The organism is Yoonia sp. F2084L, assembly GCF_023015625.1.
Lineage (GTDB): Bacteria > Pseudomonadota > Alphaproteobacteria > Rhodobacterales > Rhodobacteraceae > Yoonia.
Genome location: NZ_JALKAH010000003.1, coordinates 24470 through 42691 on the forward strand (window position 1 = coordinate 24470; position 18222 = coordinate 42691).

Sequence of the window (18222 nt, forward strand, 5' to 3'; positions counted from 1 at the left end):
CTTCATTGTGTTCACCTCGCGGCATAGTGTGCCTTTGAGAGGACCCGTCATGCAGCCGCTTCGTGGCATCATCTTCAAAATCATGTCGGTTTGCATGTTCATGGCGATGGCCAGTCTGGTCAAAGCCGCATCCGCCGACGTGCCGCCGGGTCAGGCGGTCTTCTTTCGCTCTTTCTTTGCTTTGCCGATTATTCTGGGCTGGCTGGCAATCCGGCATGAGCTACGGCACGGTTGGAAAACCACCAACCCGATGGGGCATTTCTGGCGCGGGTTGGTCGGGACCTCTGCGATGGGGCTGGGCTTTACCGGTCTTGGGTTGTTGCCACTGCCTGAGGTGACGGCGATTGGTTATGCCGCACCGCTTCTTGTGGTCATCTTTGCCGCCATGTTCCTGAATGAAAATGTACGTGCCTTTCGGTTGTCTGCCGTTGCCTTGGGCATGGTGGGCGTTTTGATCGTGCTGTCGCCGCGTTTGTCTGTTGGTGCATCGCTGAATACATCCGAAACACTGGGCGCTGTCGTTGTGCTGATGGGGGCGGTCTTGGCGGCCCTTGCGCAGGTTTTTGTGCGCAAGCTGGTCGCGACCGAAAGCACCGCCGCGATTGTGTTCTGGTTCACGATCACATCGTCTGTCATGTCGCTGTTTACACTGGCCTGGGGGTGGGTCGTGCCATCATGGACAGTGGCGGTCATGTTGATCATGGCTGGCCTTTTGGGCGGGATCGGGCAGATTTTGCTGACTTCCAGCTATCGCTATGCCGATGCGTCGCTGGTCGCACCGTTTGACTATACCTCAATGATACTGGCGTTGCTGATCGGCTATTTCATCTTTGATGAGGTGCCGACAGGAACCATGCTGATCGGTGCAGGCATTGTGATTGCCGCTGGTGTTTTGATTATCTGGCGCGAACGCAAACTGGGCCTGCAACGCGCTCAGCAGCGCAAAGCAACAGGTAATGTTGGGACTTAGGGTAACCCGCTACCGCGTTTGACCTTGACCAAAAGCGACTTGGCCCGTGCCACCTGTCGCGATATCCCCGGTGGGGCCTTGGCGACCTTCAGTCCGAGGTCATTATAGACCGGCCAAAGGTGCTTTGCGTCATCAGCTGACAGATATTGCGGCACGGACATTGGCGTGCCACCGACAGGCGTCAAAAACTGTTGTGGGATTCTGAAGGGCAGTGATCCGCTTGGCCGGGCCATGACCTTTTGATTGATGCGGGCCACCATCCGTGGATTGGCATCAACGGTATCTACCATCAAGCGGTGGGTCCGGTATGATCCGGTATCCCAGTTCAATAACACCAGCGCAAAGATATCCTTAGGCCCGGGTCGCGATGGCAGCGGGCGCGGATTATCAAGATGCTGCGCGGGATTGCTACGATAGAACGCATGGCAGGCAACGGCAAAATCGCATTCGGTCTGGTTTAGCATCCAGTAGATCAGACTGTCGTGCTGAGGGCCTTGCGTGCGTCGAATCGTATCAAGCCACAGGTCCTGCGGCGCAGACCTGAGCACTCGGCGTAGGATGATCTCGCTTTCAGTCACGGATTGGGAATCTGCGCGCGGTGGCGTGTTAATGGTGTCTGGGAAAAACATGGAACTTCTGACTCTTTACGTGCCCGAAGGTGACACATGAACCAGACCGAAGTTTGACGACGGCGGTGAAATCCGTACAGAAAGTGTTGCCACTTTTGCGACAATAACGCCCAATTCCTGTCTTTGGACGGCCTGCCGCGCAAGGACACAACTGGCGGTTTCGCAGGTTCTGGCGCGAATCTTTTGAAAATGTGTTATGGTGGCCCCTCAGATCGGAGGACAACATGCCTAAACACCCATTAGACAGACCAAAGACTGTAACGCCAGCCATGACAACACGCGCTGTCGCGATTGAGCATGGCAAGCAGCCCAATCCAGCGACCGTGGCGCTGCAACGGCGCAACCGTAAGCGTGATTGGGATCAGCGCGCGAAGTTCTATACCAAATTCGCGCGGAATGAGCAGACCTGACTAACGAAAAAGGGGCACTGTGGTGCCCCTTCTTTTGCTTTAGGCTTCGGACTTAGGCCCGCACAAGTTTCTCATAATCCTCGGCAATTTCACGTGTGATTGCGCCGACCTCAAAGTTATAGTCGCCGATTTGGCCCACGGGCGTTACTTCGGCAGCGGTGCCTGTCAGCCAGCATTGCTCGAACCCTTCCAGCTCTTCTGGCATGATGACCCGTTCGTTCACGGTCAGCCCCTTGTCTTTCAACATGCCGATCACTGTTTGGCGTGTGATCCCGTTGAGGAACGCATCCGCCTTGGGCGTATGAATTTCACCGTCTTTGACGAAGAAGATATTGGCGCCCGTCGCCTCGGCCACATAGCCGCGATAGTCGAACATCATCGCGTCAGAACACCCTTTGGCCTCGGCTGCGTGCTTGGACATTGTTGCGATCATGTAAAGACCAGCGGCTTTGGCTTGTGAGGGGGCGGTTTCCGGGCTGGGCCGTTTCCATTTCGCGATGTCGAGCTTGGCGCCCTTCATCTTGGCGTCGCCATAGTAGTTGCCCCACTCCCACACGGCGACCGCCAGATGGACCGGGTTTCGCGCAGCCGCAACCCCCATGTCTTCGCCGGACCCGCGCCATGCAACCGGGCGCACGTAGGCGTCAGTCAGTCCGTTCGCATCAAGGGCGGCTTGTTTGGCGGCTTCGATTTCGTCCACGGTGTAGGGGATTTCAAAGTCGATCAGTTGCCCGGATTTGATTAGGCGTTCGGAGTGTTCACGCGATTTGAAGATTTTGCCAGAGTAGCATCGTTCGCCTTCAAACACGGATGAAGCGTAGTGCATCGCATGCGTCAGAATGTGGACGTTAGCATCGCGCCATTCGACCAACTGGCCGTCCATCCAGATTTTTCCGTCTCTGTCGTCATATGCACCGGCCATCGTATCCTCCATCCGATTTGCATTTGTTACGCATATAGGTCCGTTTCGGACATAATATTGCGTAGTTTCTGCATTTTACTACGAGTTGATTCTTGGAATGTCAACAAAGCTGACGTATTGTAACATGGTACGATGGGAGGACGCGGATGAGTGACGGGTTGCAACCGCAGATGGGCCAGAGCCTGCTATTCCTGACGGATGAGCAACTGCGCAAAGGGATTGAGGCGATGTTTTTCGCCTATCGCGGGTTTACCGCTGACCCGGACCGTATCCTTGCCGACAAGTCCTATGGCCGCGCCCATCACCGCGCCATTCATTTCATTCATCGCAGTCCGGGAACGACCGTCAACAACCTGTTGTCTATTCTTGGCGTTACAAAACAATCGCTTAATCGTGTCTTGCGTACTTTGATCGAAGACGGTTTGGTAGCCAGCACCGTTGGCCAAAGGGACAAACGCGAGCGCCATTTACACTTGACCCCGGCGGGGGCTGTGTTGGAGCGTGAGTTGTCGGATGCCCAGCGCGACCGTATGCGCGCCGCTTATCGTGCGGCTGGTCCTGCGGCGGTTGCCGGATTTCGGCAGGTGCTTGAGGCGATGATGGATGAAGAGACCCGCCACCATTACGAGGCGATGAAGGATAGACCGGAATGAGTAACGACGACGCCCACCTGCTGATTGTTGACGATGATGAACGTATTCGCGGTCTGTTGCAGAAGTTCCTGATGCGATCCGGCTTTCTGGTCAGCACCGCCCGTGACGCCGCCCATGCGCGCCGCATCCTGTCGGGGTTGGAGTTTGATCTGATCGTGCTGGATGTGATGATGCCGGGCGAAGACGGCATGGCGCTGTGCCGCGATCTGCGCAAGACGATTACCACGCCGATCATGCTGCTGACTGCCAAAGGTGGTACGGATGATCGGATTACGGGGCTTGAGGCGGGCGCCGATGATTATCTTGCCAAACCCTTTGAACCCAAAGAACTGTTGCTGCGTATCAACGCGATTTTGCGCCGTGTCCCTGCGGCTGAACCCGCCGTTGTATTGCCCAAGGTCCTGAACATGGGGCCGGTGCGCTACGACATTGAACGCGGCGAGATGTGGCATGGTGATCAACTTGTCCGTCTGACCGCGACCGAGAGCCAGTTGATGCGTATCTTTTCGGGCTGCCCGGGTGAGGCGGTGACGCGGACGCGCTTGGTCGAGGAGTTGAGCCGGTCCGGTGGCCAGACGCAGGAACGCGCGGTTGACGTGCAGATCACGCGGCTCAGACGCAAGATTGAGGTCGACCCCAAGCAGCCGCGGTATTTGCAGACGGTGCGGGGCGCTGGCTATATGCTGGCGCCTGAGTAATCCAAAGGGCCGCCCTGCGGGCGGATTCTATTTTATTGGATTGCCTCCGGCGGAGGTATTTTCGAACATGAGAAGATGGTTGTGCTTTGGCCCTGAATTTCGTCTTTTGTGCGCATGACAACAGCTTTGATTTCTCATGAAGATTGTGCGGACCATGTGACGCCCCCCGGCCATCCTGAACAGGTGGCGCGGCTGGATGCGGTTTTGGGTGCGCTGGAAGATATGCCTTTGATGCGGGTGAAAGCGCCTTTGGCGGCGGAGGATGATCTACTGCGCGCCCATCCCAAGGCCCATGTTGATGCGATCCGAGCTGCCGCGCCGCATGAGGGCTGGCGGTCACTGGATGCTGATACGCATATGTCCGTTGGCACGCTGAACGCCGCTTATCGTGCTGCTGGTGGGGTGGTCCGTGCCGTTGATATGGTCCTGGGTGGCGAGGTGGCGAATGCCTTTGCTGCTGTCCGCCCGCCGGGTCATCATGCGGAACGCCAGACCGCGATGGGGTTCTGTTTCTTTGGCAATGTCGTGATCGGGGCCAAGCACGCGTTGGACCATCACGGGCTGGAGCGTGTGGCGATTGTTGATTTCGATGTCCATCATGGCAATGGCACGCAGGATCTGGTCGAAGACGATCCGCGTATCCTGTTTTGCTCGACCCATCAGTCGCCGCTTTACCCTGGTACGGGTGCAGCCCATGAGGTTGGTGTGGATAATGTGTTGAATGTCCCGTTGCCCGAAGGCACAGGATCAAAGGTGTTCCGCGATGTGATGGAACGGGTGGTTCTTCCCAGAGTAGACGCATTTTCTCCGCAACTCGTCATAATTTCGGCCGGATTTGATGCGCATAAGGATGATCCGTTAGCCGGTATGAATTTGAGTACGATAGATTTCAGTTGGGTCACGCAGCGCATTTGCGATGTGGCCGACACACATTGTCAGGGCCGGGTGGTATCAAGCCTAGAAGGCGGATATGACCTTGCCGCATTGGGCGCGTCCGCCGCCGCCCATGTGAAGGTTTTGGAGGACAGAGGCCGATGAGCGACGTTGAGAAGATGAGCTTTGAAGATGCGATCAAGGAGCTGGAAACGGTCGTTGGTCAGCTGGAGCGTGGCGATGTGGCCCTTGATGAAAGCATCGCGCTTTATGAGCGTGGTGCCGCGTTGAAAGCCCGTTGCGAGGCCAAGTTGAAAGAAGCCGAAGAAAAGGTTGCAAAGATCACCCTTGGTGAGGGTGGTGTACCGGCTGGGACGGCCCCACTCGATGACTAAGGCGCAGACATATCAGATCGCGGCGTTAGAACGGAAATCGTTGCAGGACGCTTTGGCGCAGGCCTCAAAAGTTGCTGAGGCGCGGATCGGTTTTGCGCTCAGCGGGTTGGAGGGTGATTTGCCCAAAGCCATGCTTTATGCCGTCACCGGAGGCAAAGCCCTGCGTGCTTTTCTTGCGCTCGAAACTGCTCGTTTGCACGGGATCAACCCGGTTGCGGCAGTTGGTGCTGCGGCTGCGATTGAATGTGTCCATGCCTATTCGCTGGCCCACGATGATCTGCCCTGCATGGATGATGACGCCCTGCGTCGCGGTCAGCCATCCGTGCACAAGAAATGGGATGAGGCGACCGCCGTTCTGGCCGGTGATGCCTTGCAAGCGCTGGCGTTTGAACTGCTGGTGCAGGCCGAATGCGCGCCGCGTGCCAAGCTGACCCTGCTGATGTCTTTGTCCAACGCGGCTGGTGTGCGTGGCATGGTCGGCGGGCAGGCCATGGATATTGCGGCGGAAAGCGCTGAGGCAGCGCTGGATCTTGATCAGATCATGGAGTTACAGGCGGCCAAGACGGGTGCGCTTATCTCGTGGTCTGCCCTTGTGGGTCCGCGTATGGCTGAAGCTGAGCGCGAGCCATTGTCGATCTATGGGTCGTGCCTTGGACAGGCGTTCCAGATTGCCGATGACGTGCTGGATGCAACCGGCGACGCGGCCACTGTCGGCAAGGCTGTGGGCAAGGATGCCGCTGCTGGCAAGGCGACTTTCGTGTCTTTATTGGGTCTGGATGGGGCAAAAAGCCGCGCGAACGCACTGGTGGAAGAGGCCTGCGATGCGCTATCTCCTTACGGTGAAGACGCTGAGACGTTGAAAGAGGCCGCACAGTTTGTGATTGCGCGCACGCATTAAGAAGGGTCCGCTATGTCAGACCAACCCCACACCCCCGTTCTGGACCGCGTCAACACGCCTGATGATATGAAGGGCATGTCGGACACCGAGCTGCGCCAGCTTGCTGATGAGTTGCGGGCCGAGACGATTTCGGCTGTGTCACAGACCGGCGGGCACTTGGGCGCTGGGCTTGGGGTGGTTGAAATGACGGTTGCATTGCATGCCGTTTTTGATGCCCCCAAAGACAAGATTATCTGGGATGTGTCCCACCAATGCTATCCGCATAAGATTTTGACAGGGCGTCGTGATCGTATCCGTACCATACGTACTGAAGGCGGGCTAAGCGGTTTCACCAAACGCTCTGAAAGCCCCTATGATCCCTTTGGTGCCGCTCACTCCAGCACGTCGATTTCGGCGGCCCTTGGCTTTGCAGTGGCCCGCGATCTGGGCGGCGAAGGTGGTGATGCGATTGCCATTATCGGCGATGGCGCGATGTCTGCGGGCATGGCCTATGAGGCGATGAATAATGCGGGCCATTTGGGTAAGCGGTTGATCGTGATCCTGAATGATAACGAGATGTCGATTGCGCCGCCAACGGGCGCGATGTCGTCCTATCTGTCGCGCCTTTATGCAGGCGAGCCGTTTCAGGAATTCAAGGCGGCGGCCAAAGGTGCGGTGTCGTTGTTGCCCGAACCTTTCCGCGAAGGGGCCAAGCGTGCCAAGGATATGCTGAAGCATATGACCGTCGGCGGAACGCTGTTTGAAGAGCTGGGCTTTTCCTATCTTGGCCCCATTGATGGGCATGACATGGAACAGCTGCTGTCGGTGCTGCGCACGGTCAAACTACGCGCCGATGGCCCGATCCTGATCCATGCGATCACCAAGAAGGGCAAAGGCTATGCCCCGGCCGAACGCGCCAGTGACAAGGGCCATGCGACCGCCAAGTTTGACGTGATCACGGGTGAACAGAAGAAAGCGCCCAGCAATGCACCGTCTTACACGTCGGTCTTTTCTGAAAGCCTGTGCAAGCTGGCCGCGACCGATCCCAAGATTTGTGCGATTACGGCAGCGATGCCGGACGGCACCGGCCTGACGAAGTTCATGGAACGCTATACCAGTCGTTGTTTCGACGTTGGCATCGCCGAACAGCATGCGGTGACTTTCAGTGCGGGACTCGCCGCGGGCGGGATGCGTCCGTTCTGTGCGCTTTATTCGACCTTCCTGCAACGTGGCTATGATCAGGTTGTGCATGACGTAGCGATCCAGCGTTTGCCGGTTCGTTTCGCGATTGACCGCGCCGGGCTGGTCGGGGCCGATGGCGCGACCCATGCGGGGTCGTTCGACATTGGCTATCTGTCGAACCTGCCCGGTTTCGTGGTGATGGCTGCGGCGGACGAGGCTGAATTGGTGCGCATGGTGGCGACCGCTGCGGCGCATGACGAAGGACCGATTGCGTTCCGCTTCCCGCGTGGCGAAGGTGTGGGCGTTGAAATGCCTGAAAACCCCGAGCTTTTGGAAATCGGGAAAGGCCGCATGATCCGCGAGGGTAGCCGCGTTGCGATCTTGTCCTTTGGGACGCGCCTGCAAGAGGTCATGAAAGCCTGTGAAGCGCTTGAAGCGAAGGGGATCAAACCAACCGTCGCTGACGCGCGCTTTGCCAAGCCGCTGGACCGGGACCTGATCCTGCGGCTGGCGGCTGACCATGAGGCGCTGATCACTGTCGAAGAAGGTGCGGTGGGTGGTTTTGGATCACACGTCGCCCAGCTTTTGGCAGAGGAAGGCGTGTTTGATCATGGGCTAAAGTACCGGTCAATGGTGCTGCCAGATACGTTCATCGACCAAGCCAGCCCCAAGGCGATGTATGATGTCGCAGGCATGAACGCTGAACACATTGAGGCGAAAGTGCTTGAGGTCATGGGTGTCGCCACGTTGGAAAAACGGGCCTAGGCCCCTTGCATGTATGATCCCAAAGGGAATGGCAAAGATAAATCGGTAGACACTGTTCAGTTCGTCGAAGCTGAGCCGCCTGCGCACCTGCAAGGCATTGTGCATCGGTTTCTGGAACTGAAGACTGCGGCACCTCTACCGGCTGACTACCGGTTTCACGCCCTGCCAGATGCCTGCACCTATGTTGTTTTCGATCAGGACGATCGCCGGATCAACGGCGTGTCGAAACTGCGGGCGACTTCGGAGGAATTCAATCTGGGCCGGTCGTTCCACTTTGTGAACATCCGCTTTCTGCCCGGCGTTTGGCAAAATCCGGCCGAGCAGCTGTCACATGGGCAAGTGGATCAGCCCTACGTCGGTGATTTGCCCTTGCGCGCAGTCAATGATGATCTGGCAGGCCGTGATTTTGCCGAACAATACAGCATCCTGACCGCGTTCGCCGATTGGTTGGTGCACAGGCAGATGGTTGCCGTGAACCCGGTGACGGCAAAGATATTTGCGCATCTGGATGATATCGCGTCAGTTGCCGATATGGCCGAGGCGGCGGGCATCTCAGCGCGACAATTGCAGCGCACGCTGAAACGGACTACGGGCTTTGCGCCGCATGACTTTCTGAAAGTCCTGCGTTTGCAGCAATCGTTGAATGGCGAAGACACTTGGTCTTACGCCGATCAATCCCATTTCATCCATTCATTCCGCAAGGCCACAGGCTATACGCCGGGAAAATACAGCCGCAAGTTTGATGTCTGATATCTACAATACCGGCTGCTTTGGGATCGTTAGAACAGGGGCATAACGACAACCAAAGGAATATGAAAAATGACCAAAATGAATGCAGTAGGCTGGTTTGACATCTACGTTGACGACTTGCCTCGCGCCGTCACCTTTTATGAAACGGTGTTGGGTGCCAAGCTGGAACCGATGGGTGATCCGACCGGCGAAAACCAGATGATGAGCTTCCCCGCCGACATGAGTGCTTATGGCGCGGGCGGCGCCTTGACCAAGTCACCGCATGCAAAGCCGGGTATTGGCGGCACTGTCATCTATTTCATGGCCGAGGATTGCGCGGTTGAGCAAGCGCGGGTGGCCGATGCCGGTGGCACGGTCATGCGGCCAAAATTCTCGATCGGGGAATTCGGTTTCGTGGTGCTGTGTCAGGATACCGAAGGCAATATGTTCGGTATCAGTTCCATGAAGTGATTTCTGTAGGTCAAAGCGAGGCGGGTGGTTGAAAGGTCACCCGCCCTGCTCTGTTTTGTTGGTGCGCTTGATACATAAGGCCGCGAAGGTCCGGTTTTTCTTTGCATTCGCGCTCGCATGTATCGCTATTGTGCCAAATGGCAGGCGACGCGCGCGTTGCCTACTTGACGCAGCAGAGGCCGTTCTTGCCTGCAAATAGTCTCGGCAATCGGGCAGCGCGGATGAAATGCGCAGCCGCTGGGTGGGTTGATTGGATCGGGGATCTCACCTTCGGGTAATTCAGCTTCGCGACCAAAGCCGTCCATCTGAGGGGCCGCCTCTAGCAGCATTTTGGTGTAGGGGTGTTTTGTGTTGTTGAACAGCTCTTCCGGGGTCGCCTCTTCCACCAGCCGCCCCAGATAAAGCACGCCTATGACGTCTGACATATGCTGGACAACCGTCAGATCGTGACTGATCAGCACGTAGGTCAGACCGAAATTGTCTTTCAGATCGCTCATCAGATTAAGCACCTGCGCCTGTACCGAAACATCCAACGCCGATGTCGGTTCATCACATACGATCAGTTTTGGCTCGGACGACAGCGCGCGTGCAATGCAGATCCGCTGCCGCTGCCCGCCTGAAAATTCATGCGGGAACTTGCCCGCGTCCAAGGCGGATAGCCCCACTTGTTCCAGCAGTTTTTCGGCCAACCCGGTCGCATCACCCCCACGCGCCACGACCGGTTCGACGACAATATCGCGCACCCGCCAACGCGGATTGAGCGACGCAAAAGGGTCCTGAAAGATCATCTGAATATCAGAGCGCACGGCGTCTACTTTGGCGGCATCCGTTTCCGTGGCCAGGTTCACGCCTTCAATTTCAACCGAACCGCCCGATGGTGTGAGCAAGCCGACCAGCATACGGCCAATAGTGGATTTGCCGGACCCGCTTTCGCCGACCAGACCATAGGTGCTGCGTTCCGCGACCTCAAAATCGACGTCTGAAACGGCGGTCAGCAACGCCTTTCCGCGCCGTTCAATCACCCGGTTTAGCCAGGGTTTTGACACATCAAACACGCGTGTCAGGTTCTTCACGGAAATCAGGGCCATTACGATACTTTCTCGGCCATCAGCGGGAACCAGCAGGCGGCGTGGTCTTGCGATATTTGTGGGGCCGGGGCCGCGCGGCATTTGCTTTCAGCGTATGTGCAGCGCGGGTGAAACGGGCAACCGTCGGGCACCTTGTCCAGCCGGGGCATCGCCCCTTCGATCTGGTGCAGCCGCGTCTTGCCTGCCGAGGCCAGCGGCGTGGATGCCATCAACCCAGCGGTGTAAGGGTGCTGCGGCTGGGTAAGTACATCGCGGACGCGACCCAGTTCGGCCAGACGCCCGGCATACATCACCGCAACACGATCGGCTGCCTCTGCGATCACGCCCATATCATGGGTGATCAGCATCACGGCGGTCCCACGATCACGGCAAAGCCGTTTCAGCAATGCGATGATTTGCGCCTGAACAGAGACGTCCAAAGCGGTCGTAGGTTCATCCGCGATGATCAGCGATGGTTCGGCGCAAAGCGCAAGTGCGATGACGACACGCTGGCGCATACCGCCGCTGAATTCATGGGGGTAGCTGTCGATCCGTTCGGCTGCTCCGGGAATGCCGACCTCTTCCAGCGCTGCGACCGCACGATTGTTCGCCTCTGCCCGGCTGATAGGCAGATGGGTCAACATCGTTTCAGTCAGTTGATCCCCGATCGACAACAGCGGGTTCAGCGAGGTGAGCGGGTCCTGAAACACCATCCCGATTTCCTTGCCGCGCAAACGGCGCATTGCCTCGCCTTTCAGCGCATCAATGCGGCTGCCGTTCAGCCAGATTTCGCCCTTCGCAATATGCGCAGGCGGGTTGAGCAGGCCAATGACTGCATTGCCCGCCATGGATTTCCCCGCGCCGCTTTCCCCCACCACGCCCAGTATTTCACCGGCCGATATGTCATAGCTGACGCCATCAACCGGCTTTACAACGCCCGTGCGCGTGGGGATTTCGACGGAAAGGTTCCGGATCGACAAAACGGTATCTGACATCAACGCAACCTCGGGTTCAGGGCGTCGCGCAGCCAGTCACCCAGCAAATTCACACTCAGCGCCAGTGTAAGAAGGGTCAGCGCCGGGAACAGTAAAATCCACCACTCGCCCGAAAACAGGAAGCCCTGTCCGATGCGGATCAGCGTGCCAAGACTTGGCTGCGTTGGCGGCGCACCGACGCCCAGAAAACTAAGCGTCGCTTCAGCAATGATCGCCAGCGCCAGTGAAATCGTCGCGATGACAAGGACCGGTGACAGCACGTTGGGCAGGATATGCCGTAACATGATGGCATAGGGTTTGCGCCCGATCAGGCGCGCGGCCTCGACATACTCTTTGCGTTTCTCCACCAATGTGGCCCCGCGGACCACGCGGGCGAATTGCACCCAATCGCTTAGCCCGATGGCAATGATCAGGACCCAAATCGCCATCTGGTCGCGGTATTCGATGGGCGTAATTCCCTTGGCGATCCCGAAAATCAGCATAGCCACAAGGATTGAAGGAAAGGTAAGCTGCACGTCAGCGACCCGCATGATGATGGTTTCGGTCCAGCCACCCACATAGCCCGAGATCAGGCCCAGCGTGATCCCCAGCACCATCGCAAAAAGCACCGCAGCCACCCCGACAAACAACGATATCCGCATGCCATACAGGATGGTCGAGAAGACATCGCGCCCTTGATCATCCGTACCCAGAATGAAGCTTTCACCAGTGAAGGCGTTGGGCGCCATTGGCGGTGTAAACCCGTTCATCAGATTAAGTGATGCCGGGTTGAACGGATTTGTCGGTGCAATCAGCGGGGCAAATACGGCCGATAGGATCAGGATCGTGACCACGATGGTCGAAATGACCGCAATGGGTGACCGCCGGAACGTGTAGTAGATATCACTGTCCAGAAACACGCGCAGGCGGGATTTTTGCGCCACCTTTGGGGCGACCTTATGATCTGAGAGTTCGGTCATCAGTGGCCCCCCGCCCGGTCAACGCGCAAGCGTGGGTCGATGAAGAAATAAAGCATATCGACGATCAGGTTGATCGCGACGAACATAACCGAGATCAGCATCAGATAAGCGGCCATCACGGGGATATCGACAAACTGGATCGCGTTGATAAACAGCAGACCAACGCCCGGCCACTGGAACACCGTTTCGGTAATGATAGCAAAAGCGATGATCGCACCCAGTTGCAGGCCAATCACCGTGATCACCGGCACCATGGTGTTCTTCAACGCATGGCGAAAGTTGATCGCGCGGCTTTTCAACCCGCGTGCGCGGGCAAAACGAATGTAGTCCTGCCGCAGCACCTCCAGCATTTCAGAGCGGACAAGCCGCATGATCAGCGTCATCTGGTACAGCCCAAGTGTAATGGACGGCAGGATCAACGCCTGAAGGCCTGAAGACGTCAGGAAACCGGTGGACCAATTGCCAATCTGCACGGTCTCACCGCGACCGAAACTGGGCAGCCACCCCAGCTCGACCGAGAAAATATAGATCAGAAGTATCCCTATCAGAAATGTCGGCAAGGATACCCCGATCAGGGATGCGGACATGATGAAATTGGCGACAAATCCATCCCGGCGGATCGCTGTCAAAACACCAAAAGCGATCCCCAGAACAATGGCGAACACGGCTGATACGGCGGCCAGTTCTAATGTTGCTGGTGCGCGCTCCATCAGGATTTCGGCGACGGGTCGTCCTTGCCTGTAGCTCACGCCAAAGTTTCCCTGGGCGGCACCTTCCAAAAACTTGAAGTATTGCACAGCGAAGGATTGGTTCAGGCCAAGTTGGTCGCGCAGCCGTTCGATGTCTTCGATTGTGCGCTCTTGGCCAAGCATGTTTTCAATGGGATCGCCCACGAAACGAAACATCGAAAACGCTACAAGCCCAACAATCAGCAGGACGAGCGCAGACTGCGCGACACGGCGAATAGTGTAGGCCAGCATGGTGTGATTGTCCTAAATGGCCCCGCATTTGAGGCAATGCGACGCGCCTGTTGCACAGGCGCGTCGCTATCTGAGATCAGTTCATGGTGAAGTATTTGATCTTTGGCTGGTCTTCTGGATCAACCTCGATACCTACGCTCTCGGACATGCCCCAGTTCAGCACCTGGTGATGGATCGGGATATAGAGCTGTTCGTCCTGAACAACCCGCCAGATGCTGGCGATATCTGCATTGCGCGCCTCAAGATCAGTATTGGACGCCAGCGATGCGATCATCGCATCCAGCTCGTCGTTGTCATAGCCCGTGCCGTTCCATGTGCCGATGTCGCTTTCGCGGCCATGGACGAGGAAGTTGAAGATATATTCGCTGTCATACGTGGGCACACCCCAGCCCAGCATGTAGAAGTCTGTTTTGCCATCGGCGATCAGCGGGAAGTGTTGCGCCTTTGGTTTGGCATCCAAATTCACGGTGACCCCGATTTGACCCAGCATGCCAACGGCGGCCTGACAGATGCCTTCGTCATTGATGTAACGATCATTGGGGCAATCAAGCCGGATAGAAAACCCATCGGCATAACCTGCCTCGGCCAACAGCGCCTTTGCGCCTTCGACATCGGTAGATGATTCTGCGTCCATTTCAGCAGTCCAGCCGTTCACGAATGGCGGCGCGATCATGCCTGCGGGTTCACTTTGGCCACGCATAACAACCTGACGGATCGCATCACGGTTAATGGCCATCGACATCGCGCGACGTACACGGACATCAGCCAGCGGGTTGGCCCCATCGACATTGTCGGCTTCGATATCGTCAGCGCCTTGGTTCATCCCGAAAAAGATGACACGGTTCTGTGGCGCCTGCTTGACCACCAAGCCATCAACGGCATTGACCCGCTCCAGATCCTGAACAGGCATATCCTGCAAAAAATCAATCTCGCCCGACAGCATCGCAGCCACACGGGTGGCAGCGTTCTGGATAGGAGTGTAGACAATCTCGGTCACTTCCATGGGGAATTGGTCGATGCCCCAGTAGTTCTCATTGCGGACCATGACGGTTTTGACATCAGGTTCGCGACTTTGCAGCACATATGGCCCCGTTCCATTCGCATTGGTGGTGGCGAACGTGATCTCCCCACCTTCGAAATCCTGCACGGCAACGGTGTTATTCGCCTCGGTCCAGTCCTTGTCCATCATGAACAGGTTGGTCAGATTGGAAGGCAGGATCGGGTTTGGCCCGTCTGTCACGATTTCAACCGTGAAGTCATCTACGGCGCGTACCTCGGTGATAGACCCGATCAGTTCTTTCATATCGGAATTGGGCTGCAAGGCGCGGTCAAAGCTGAAAACAACGTCTTCGGCGGTAAAGGCCGCGCCATCGTGGAAGGTCACGCCTTCGCGCAGATTAAAGACCCAGACATTAGGATCATCGGCAGATGGTGCCCAATCTGTCGCCAATGCAGGCTCAAACGCGCCGGTCATGTCGCGGATGATCAGTGGCTCGTACATCTGATGGCGGATGGTGTGGGTCGGCCCTTCGTTTTGGGCATGTGGATCAAGCGTGAGCGCGTCGCCCGAGCGTGCCCAACGCAGCGTTTCCGCGCTCAGCGGTGCTGCTGTGGCCATCAATACGGCGACAAGTGTTAAAGCTGATGTTGGCTTCATTTGATTTCCCCTGTTTTAGAATCCTTCACTTAATGAAGGTTGGAACAATTGTCCCCAATTGTGGGGGAATGGCAAGAAGCCGCGACACAATAGGTCTTTGGTGTCTTGAGTGTCCAAAATAGTGACGAAAAAAATGGTATGGTGGACGCTTGGGAAATTTTGACGAACCCATCATTATTGCTGCGCTGCGGCAACGAATTGGATAGCCAACAACGGCGAAAACCGCTCAGATACAACCATTGAGTCCCGCTCAACGAAGCGGGCCAGCGGCAAAGCCGTTTGTTTCTAGGGAGTTAAATCATGATCAAGACACATCTTTTGGGCGCTGCCGCTTTGGCCGCCTTTTCAATCGCATCAACACCCGTCGCCGCTCAGGACTGCCCGCGCGGCGATCTGGACGCACGATATTGCGATGCAGACGGCGACTTGATCGCGGACATCCCAACCGATCCAGCAGATCAGATTGATCCCGATACATTGATTTTTGCCTACACACCTGTCGAAGATCCTGCCGTTTATGAAACCGCATGGGCGGACTTCTTGGCCCATCTGGAGGAAGCAACCGGCAAGGACGTCGTATTCTTCCCGGTCCAAAACAACGCAGCCCAGATCGAAGCGATGCGTTCGGGCCGTTTGCATATCGCGGGCTTCAATACTGGATCAAACCCATTGGCCGTGAACTGTGCGGGATTCCGTCCATTCACGATCATGGCGGGTGAAGATGGGTCATTCGGATACGAAATGGAAATCCTGACCCACCCCGGATCAGGCATTGAAAGCGTCGAAGACATCCGCGGCAACCAGATGGCGTTCACGTCCGAGACATCAAACTCTGGCTTCAAAGCGCCCTCCGCGATCCTCGCGTCTGAGTTCGACATGGTCGCAGGCGAAGACTTTGAACCTGTCTTCTCAGGCAAGCATGACAATTCGATCCTTGGTGTAGCCAATCAGGACTATCCTGCCGCCGCCATCGCCAATTCGGTCCTTGCGCGCATGTTGGAACGTGACGTGGTCTCTCAGGATCAGCTTGTTTCGATCTACAAATCCCAGACTTTCCCCACAACCGGTTATGGCACCGCCTATAATCTGACGCCCGAACTGCAACAGAGCATTCGTGACGCGTTCTTCTCGTTCGAATGGGAAGGCACGTCGCTGGAGGAAGAGTTTGAAAAGAACGGTGAAGCGCAGTTCCTTGAAATGACTTATCAAGACTTCTGGTCTGTGATCCGTCAGATTGATGCCGCCAACGGCGTGTCTTACGCCTGCTCATAAGTCAGGATTGCCGAGGGGAAAACTTCGGTTTGAAACGCAGGCGTGCGGCGGGCCTATCCGCTGCACGCCATTCATATTGAGGGACCATCAATGCTGCGACTGGACGCGCTGACCAAGACCTATAAGACGGGCGACCAAGCGCTCAAAGCCGTCACATTAGATGTTCCAGCGGGCCAAGTGCTCGCTCTGATTGGTCCGTCTGGCGCGGGGAAATCCACCTTGATCCGCTGCATCAACCGCTTGGTGCCGCCAACGTCAGGCAAAGTCACTTTGGCTGATGTGGATATCACCAGCCTTGGGGCGGGTGCGCTGCGCCGCGAACGTCGCCGCATGGGGATGATTTTTCAGGAATACGCGCTGGTTGAACGGCTGACGGTGATGGAAAACGTGCTGTCGGGTCGTTTGGGATATGTGGGTTTCTGGCGCGCACTGACCCGCCGGTTCCCGCAGAAAGACGTGGACGAAGCGTTCCGCCTGCTGGACCGCGTGGGTCTGCTGCACATGGCCGACAAGCGCGCCGATCAGCTATCGGGCGGGCAGCGGCAGCGCGTCGGCATTTGCCGCGCTCTGATCCAGGATCCGGCCCTTTTGCTGGTGGATGAACCCACCGCATCGCTTGATCCTAAAACATCGCGGCAGATCATGCGCCTGATCTGCGAGCTTTGCGCCGAACGCGGCCTCGCTGCGATTATCAACATTCATGATGTGGCCCTCGCCCAGATGTTTGTGGCACGGGTGATCGGCCTGCGCTTTGGTGAAATCGTCTATGACGGCCCGCCGGATGGCCTGACGCCGGAAACCCTGAACGAGATTTACGGCGAAGAAGACTGGGAAGCGACGATTGAAAAGATCGACGAAGACGACACCGCAGAGGCCGCCGAATGAGCGCCTATGCAACCGGTGAAACGCACCCAACTTTGAACGATATGCTCGGCACCCGCTGGCGCAGACCGCCATTGGTGCAGCGCGCATGGCTGCGTTGGGTGCTGGTGATCGGAGGGATCGCCTACCTGATCGCGGCTTTCCTATCGGTCGAGGTGAACTGGGCACGTGTCTACGAAGGGTTGGACCGAGGCGGCGCGTTCATCATGGCCTTCACGCAACCCGATTTCGTCAGTCGCGCTGATGCGATCTGGGACGGCATGCTGGAAAGCATCGTAATGACCGTTGCGTCGTCGGTCGTGGGCATCCTTGTTTCGATCCCCATCGCACTGGGCGCTGCGCGCAATATCGCGCCTTTGCCGATCTATCTGATTTGTCGCGGCATCATCGCCGTCTCGCGCGCGCTGCAAGAGATTATCGTTGCCATCCTGCTGGTCGCGATCTTTGGCTTTGGCCCTTTTGCGGGGTTCGTCACCTTGAGCTTTGCAACAATCGGGTTCCTGTCCAAGCTGCTTGCCGAAGATATCGAAAGCATGGACCGGTCACAGGCCGAGGCCGTGCGCGCCACCGGTGCGCGCTGGTCACAGTGGATTGACTATGGGGTCAAGCCACAGGTCATCCCGCGCCTGATCGGCCTGTCGATCTATCGCGTCGATATCAATTTCCGTGAAAGCGCCATTCTTGGCCTTGTTGGTGCGGGCGGCATTGGCGCCACGCTGAACACCGCCTTTGATCGCTATGAATATGATACGGCCGCCGCGATCCTGCTGATCATCATCGGCATTGTGATGGCCCTTGAATACATCAGCGGCATTGTCCGCGCGCGGGTGCAATAA

Annotated in this window: 20 protein-coding genes; 13 read left to right on the forward strand and 7 right to left on the reverse strand. The window is 57.0% G+C overall.

Annotated elements, in window-relative coordinates; translation table 11 throughout:
• Positions 1–49: 49 nt before the first annotated feature.
• Entirely contained in the window at positions 50–970 is a 921-nt protein-coding gene (locus MWU60_RS08765) for a DMT family transporter (RefSeq protein ID WP_247226896.1), read from the forward strand.
• On the opposite strand, the gene MWU60_RS08770 is transcribed toward MWU60_RS08765, so the two are convergent.
• On the reverse strand, positions 967–1599 hold the full coding sequence (locus MWU60_RS08770; protein WP_247226897.1) for a hypothetical protein: 633 nt from the start codon (positions 1597–1599) through the stop codon (positions 967–969). The genes MWU60_RS08765 and MWU60_RS08770 overlap by 4 nt on opposite strands.
• A gap of 269 nt (positions 1600–1868) precedes the next feature.
• Here MWU60_RS08770 and MWU60_RS08775 point away from each other — a divergent pair, with 269 nt between their 5' ends.
• The gene (locus MWU60_RS08775) at positions 1869–2009 is read left to right on the forward strand and encodes a hypothetical protein (protein ID WP_247226898.1); all 141 of its coding nucleotides are present in this window, start codon (positions 1869–1871) and stop codon (positions 2007–2009) included.
• Between the two features lie 52 nt (positions 2010–2061).
• Here MWU60_RS08775 and MWU60_RS08780 read toward each other — a convergent pair whose 3' ends face one another.
• Positions 2062–2931 carry a branched-chain amino acid aminotransferase gene (locus MWU60_RS08780; protein WP_247227477.1) on the reverse strand — a complete coding sequence of 290 codons (870 nt, stop codon included), beginning with the start codon at positions 2929–2931 and terminating at the stop codon, positions 2062–2064.
• A gap of 146 nt (positions 2932–3077) precedes the next feature.
• Between MWU60_RS08780 and MWU60_RS08785 the strand changes: the two genes are divergently transcribed.
• From MWU60_RS08785 to MWU60_RS08820, 8 genes are all read left to right on the forward strand, one after another.
• The gene (locus MWU60_RS08785; RefSeq protein WP_247226899.1) at positions 3078–3584 is read left to right on the forward strand and encodes a MarR family transcriptional regulator; all 507 of its coding nucleotides are present in this window, start codon (positions 3078–3080) and stop codon (positions 3582–3584) included.
• Positions 3581–4282 (forward strand): response regulator, encoded by a 702-nt coding sequence (locus tag MWU60_RS08790; protein WP_247226900.1) that lies wholly within the window; start codon positions 3581–3583, stop codon positions 4280–4282. The genes MWU60_RS08785 and MWU60_RS08790 overlap by 4 nt, the downstream gene beginning before the upstream one ends.
• Before the next feature lie 114 nt (positions 4283–4396).
• Positions 4397–5320: a histone deacetylase family protein gene (locus tag MWU60_RS08795; RefSeq protein ID WP_247226901.1), complete on the forward strand. Its 924-nt coding sequence runs from the start codon at positions 4397–4399 to the stop codon at positions 5318–5320.
• Positions 5317–5550, forward strand: a complete 234-nt coding sequence (locus MWU60_RS08800; RefSeq protein WP_247226902.1) for an exodeoxyribonuclease VII small subunit — start codon at positions 5317–5319, stop codon at positions 5548–5550. Before MWU60_RS08795 ends, MWU60_RS08800 begins: the two co-directional genes overlap by 4 nt.
• On the forward strand, positions 5543–6448 hold the full coding sequence (locus MWU60_RS08805) for a polyprenyl synthetase family protein (RefSeq protein ID WP_247226903.1): 906 nt from the start codon (positions 5543–5545) through the stop codon (positions 6446–6448). Before MWU60_RS08800 ends, MWU60_RS08805 begins: the two co-directional genes overlap by 8 nt.
• A 12-nt stretch (positions 6449–6460) precedes the next feature.
• Complete coding sequence (gene dxs, locus MWU60_RS08810; protein WP_247226904.1) at positions 6461–8374, forward strand: 1-deoxy-D-xylulose-5-phosphate synthase; 1914 nt, start codon at positions 6461–6463, stop codon at positions 8372–8374.
• A gap of 9 nt (positions 8375–8383) precedes the next feature.
• The gene (locus tag MWU60_RS08815; RefSeq protein ID WP_247226905.1) at positions 8384–9124 is read left to right on the forward strand and encodes an AraC family transcriptional regulator; all 741 of its coding nucleotides are present in this window, start codon (positions 8384–8386) and stop codon (positions 9122–9124) included.
• A 69-nt stretch (positions 9125–9193) separates the two neighbouring features.
• Entirely contained in the window at positions 9194–9574 is a 381-nt protein-coding gene (locus MWU60_RS08820; RefSeq protein ID WP_247226906.1) for a VOC family protein, read from the forward strand.
• A 125-nt stretch (positions 9575–9699) separates the two neighbouring features.
• Here the strand turns inward: MWU60_RS08820 and MWU60_RS08825 are convergent, their stop codons facing one another.
• The 5 genes from MWU60_RS08825 to MWU60_RS08845 all read right to left on the reverse strand — a co-directional run bounded on the left by MWU60_RS08825 (position 9700) and on the right by MWU60_RS08845 (position 15232).
• Positions 9700–10662 carry an oligopeptide/dipeptide ABC transporter ATP-binding protein gene (locus MWU60_RS08825; protein ID WP_247226907.1) on the reverse strand — a complete coding sequence of 321 codons (963 nt, stop codon included), beginning with the start codon at positions 10660–10662 and terminating at the stop codon, positions 9700–9702.
• A complete protein-coding gene (locus tag MWU60_RS08830) occupies positions 10662–11636 on the reverse strand; it encodes an ABC transporter ATP-binding protein (protein WP_247226908.1) in 975 nt (324 codons plus the stop codon). The genes MWU60_RS08825 and MWU60_RS08830 overlap by 1 nt, the downstream gene beginning before the upstream one ends.
• Positions 11636–12595 (reverse strand): ABC transporter permease, encoded by a 960-nt coding sequence (locus MWU60_RS08835; RefSeq protein ID WP_247226909.1) that lies wholly within the window; start codon positions 12593–12595, stop codon positions 11636–11638. The genes MWU60_RS08830 and MWU60_RS08835 overlap by 1 nt, the downstream gene beginning before the upstream one ends.
• Positions 12595–13575: an ABC transporter permease gene (locus tag MWU60_RS08840; protein ID WP_247226910.1), complete on the reverse strand. Its 981-nt coding sequence runs from the start codon at positions 13573–13575 to the stop codon at positions 12595–12597. Before MWU60_RS08840 ends, MWU60_RS08835 begins: the two co-directional genes overlap by 1 nt.
• 76 nt (positions 13576–13651) lie before the next feature.
• Positions 13652–15232, reverse strand: a complete 1581-nt coding sequence (locus tag MWU60_RS08845) for an ABC transporter substrate-binding protein (protein WP_247226911.1) — start codon at positions 15230–15232, stop codon at positions 13652–13654.
• A gap of 300 nt (positions 15233–15532) precedes the next feature.
• Here MWU60_RS08845 and phnD point away from each other — a divergent pair, with 300 nt between their 5' ends.
• From phnD to phnE, 3 genes are all read left to right on the forward strand, one after another.
• The gene (gene phnD, locus MWU60_RS08850) at positions 15533–16504 is read left to right on the forward strand and encodes a phosphate/phosphite/phosphonate ABC transporter substrate-binding protein (RefSeq protein WP_247226912.1); all 972 of its coding nucleotides are present in this window, start codon (positions 15533–15535) and stop codon (positions 16502–16504) included.
• A gap of 90 nt (positions 16505–16594) precedes the next feature.
• A complete protein-coding gene (gene phnC, locus MWU60_RS08855) occupies positions 16595–17389 on the forward strand; it encodes a phosphonate ABC transporter ATP-binding protein (protein WP_247226913.1) in 795 nt (264 codons plus the stop codon).
• Positions 17386–18222, forward strand: coding sequence for a phosphonate ABC transporter, permease protein PhnE (gene phnE / locus MWU60_RS08860; RefSeq protein WP_247226914.1), 837 nt, complete (start codon positions 17386–17388; stop codon positions 18220–18222). The genes phnC and phnE overlap by 4 nt, the downstream gene beginning before the upstream one ends.

Bases quoted from the DNA above. Each gene is read 5' to 3' on its own strand.
- MWU60_RS08805 (WP_247226903.1), top strand. From the start codon at position 5,543: ATGACTAAGGCGCAGACATATCAGATCGCGGCGTTAGAACGGAAATCG.
- MWU60_RS08770 (WP_247226897.1), bottom strand. From the start codon at position 1,599: ATGTTTTTCCCAGACACCATTAACACGCCACCGCGCGCAGATTCCCAA.
- MWU60_RS08775 (WP_247226898.1), top strand. From the start codon at position 1,869: ATGACAACACGCGCTGTCGCGATTGAGCATGGCAAGCAGCCCAATCCA.
- MWU60_RS08825 (WP_247226907.1), bottom strand. From the start codon at position 10,662: ATGGCCCTGATTTCCGTGAAGAACCTGACACGCGTGTTTGATGTGTCA.
- MWU60_RS08835 (WP_247226909.1), bottom strand. From the start codon at position 12,595: ATGACCGAACTCTCAGATCATAAGGTCGCCCCAAAGGTGGCGCAAAAA.
- MWU60_RS08780 (WP_247227477.1), bottom strand. From the start codon at position 2,931: ATGGCCGGTGCATATGACGACAGAGACGGAAAAATCTGGATGGACGGC.
- phnC (WP_247226913.1), top strand. From the start codon at position 16,595: ATGCTGCGACTGGACGCGCTGACCAAGACCTATAAGACGGGCGACCAA.
- MWU60_RS08795 (WP_247226901.1), top strand. From the start codon at position 4,397: ATGACAACAGCTTTGATTTCTCATGAAGATTGTGCGGACCATGTGACG.
- MWU60_RS08765 (WP_247226896.1), top strand. From the start codon at position 50: ATGCAGCCGCTTCGTGGCATCATCTTCAAAATCATGTCGGTTTGCATG.
- MWU60_RS08820 (WP_247226906.1), top strand. From the start codon at position 9,194: ATGACCAAAATGAATGCAGTAGGCTGGTTTGACATCTACGTTGACGAC.
- MWU60_RS08840 (WP_247226910.1), bottom strand. From the start codon at position 13,575: ATGCTGGCCTACACTATTCGCCGTGTCGCGCAGTCTGCGCTCGTCCTG.
- MWU60_RS08800 (WP_247226902.1), top strand. From the start codon at position 5,317: ATGAGCGACGTTGAGAAGATGAGCTTTGAAGATGCGATCAAGGAGCTG.
- MWU60_RS08790 (WP_247226900.1), top strand. From the start codon at position 3,581: ATGAGTAACGACGACGCCCACCTGCTGATTGTTGACGATGATGAACGT.
- MWU60_RS08845 (WP_247226911.1), bottom strand. From the start codon at position 15,232: ATGAAGCCAACATCAGCTTTAACACTTGTCGCCGTATTGATGGCCACA.
- MWU60_RS08785 (WP_247226899.1), top strand. From the start codon at position 3,078: ATGAGTGACGGGTTGCAACCGCAGATGGGCCAGAGCCTGCTATTCCTG.
- dxs (WP_247226904.1), top strand. From the start codon at position 6,461: ATGTCAGACCAACCCCACACCCCCGTTCTGGACCGCGTCAACACGCCT.
- phnD (WP_247226912.1), top strand. From the start codon at position 15,533: ATGATCAAGACACATCTTTTGGGCGCTGCCGCTTTGGCCGCCTTTTCA.
- MWU60_RS08830 (WP_247226908.1), bottom strand. From the start codon at position 11,636: ATGTCAGATACCGTTTTGTCGATCCGGAACCTTTCCGTCGAAATCCCC.
- MWU60_RS08815 (WP_247226905.1), top strand. From the start codon at position 8,384: ATGTATGATCCCAAAGGGAATGGCAAAGATAAATCGGTAGACACTGTT.
- phnE (WP_247226914.1), top strand. From the start codon at position 17,386: ATGAGCGCCTATGCAACCGGTGAAACGCACCCAACTTTGAACGATATG.